Genomic DNA, 1,661 nt, shown 5'->3' with positions numbered 1-1,661 from the left:
ATAAGTCAGTTTTACTAACTGCATGGGTGTGAGCTGCCTGCCACGCTCTTTTGTTATTTTCAAGATAGCATCAGCAACGGCAAAGACATCATAAGGCGCTTGGCTAATCATTGCCATCCCAGCCATCTGTAAAACGTTTCATAGGCTTAACTCCTTATTGGTTGATATGACTATAATAGCAATCGTGAGCTATGTAATCAAGAGGGGGTAAACTATATTTTTATATTTGTCAAGGGTGTCAGGGTGTCAGGTGGGTGTCAGGCATAACAAAACCCTTACAGTGCAAGGGCTGTAAGGGTGTCAGGTAAAAATTAAAAAAGCCCCTAAAATATCAGGGGCTATCAGGCTTAAATTCCACATTGCCAAACCTCCATGCTAAATCAACGAGACCTTCTTTGCTTCTCAAGGTATTTATTGACACCTTCTACATCGTCCATTTTAAAAACAGGAACAAATCGTAATTTGCCAACACTCTTTGACAATACCTTCACCTCTTCGGCAGACAGTTGTAAACCTTGGTTTAGTTCCGCATGTGTGTTGATTTTTTCAATGATTGTTTCGATGGTCATCTAGTTACTCCTAGTATTTAACCCATTTGCCTACAACTTTTCCTACCAAAACCCATTCGCTTTTTGGCAACATTTTTTGTTCGTGCCAGTCTGGGTTTAGTGGCTTTAGATACATATCTTCGGTTGTTTCGCCCAGCACCAACTGCTTAAACGTCGCTTCGTTTTTATCGCTTTCTTGCACAACGACCAAATCGCCATTTTTCAAATCCCATACAGGAAATGCTGGCTCAACAAAAATATAATCATTGGGGCGAAATTCAGGCAACATGCTTTCACCTCGCACTTGTAAAGCGAAACCATCTTTTGAAAGATTATAAGGTCGTGGCAACCAGTCAAAAGCGTCATCTACGGTAACTGTATTGGTTTCGCTCCAAGCACCTGCAGCAACCCATGAAATTACAGGCACTGGATTGGCTGCACTTAACACATCTTTTTTGACAAGCTGCCCTTGTTCCTTATCCATAATGGCATCGATTTTATCTTGCAACTCGCCAATGCTAGGCTTGGATGTCATCTCGCCTTCGCCGGTGGCGAGCCAAGAATAATTGACACGAGTTAAGTCAGCCAATCTTTGCAGCGTACTTCTGCTGATTTGACCCTTCTTCCATTTTGTAGCAGCTTGAGGGGACAAATCCAATAATGTTGCTGCTTTAGACCAATTTAAATCTGCATGGTCAAATATTGCTTGCTCAAGTCTAGTTGCCAAATCGGACATAGATGTATCCCCTTAAATTATACCAACGGTATAAATATAAAATATTTTTAGGGAAAAATAAAGCAACCTAGAGTTTAATTTTTTACTTTACTTGTTTGTAAACTTATGGTTTAATATGGTTTATTTTTATCATTAGATATTTGGTTATGAGTAAAAACATCATTTCGGAAGTTATTAATCATTTTGGTGGCAGAAAAAAAGTAGCTGATATTTTTGGGCTTACCTATGTTTCTGTAGCAAAATGGGAAAAGAAAGGTCGTTTGCCTTACACGGATTACATAGGCGAGACACAGTACGCAGCCACATTGGCAAGATTAAGCAATGGGGCTTTTACGCAAGAGCAACTATTACAAAAAACCCCTAGCGCAAACTAGGGG

At 40.0% G+C, this 1,661-nt stretch carries 3 protein-coding genes; 1 reads left to right on the top strand and 2 read right to left on the bottom strand.

Annotated features, from left to right (window positions below):
- Nucleotides 1-380: 380 nt before the first annotated feature.
- The gene (locus tag B0181_RS11800; protein WP_078277677.1) at nucleotides 381-569 is read right to left on the bottom strand and encodes a hypothetical protein; all 189 of its coding nucleotides are present in this window, start codon (nucleotides 567-569) and stop codon (nucleotides 381-383) included.
- Between the two features lie 10 nt (nucleotides 570-579).
- Nucleotides 580-1,284, bottom strand: a complete 705-nt coding sequence (locus B0181_RS11795; protein WP_078277676.1) for a S24 family peptidase — start codon at nucleotides 1,282-1,284, stop codon at nucleotides 580-582.
- Between the two features lie 146 nt (nucleotides 1,285-1,430).
- On the opposite strand from B0181_RS11795, the gene B0181_RS11790 reads away from it, so the two are divergent.
- Nucleotides 1,431-1,658, top strand: coding sequence for a helix-turn-helix domain-containing protein (locus B0181_RS11790; RefSeq protein WP_078277675.1), 228 nt, complete (start codon nucleotides 1,431-1,433; stop codon nucleotides 1,656-1,658).
- Nucleotides 1,659-1,661 lie beyond the last annotated feature (3 nt).

It is taken from the genome of Moraxella caviae, assembly GCF_002014985.1.
GTDB lineage: Bacteria > Pseudomonadota > Gammaproteobacteria > Pseudomonadales > Moraxellaceae > Moraxella > Moraxella caviae.
The sequence above is the reverse complement of the archived record's forward strand: the minus strand, read 5'-3'. Positions and strand labels throughout refer to the sequence as shown.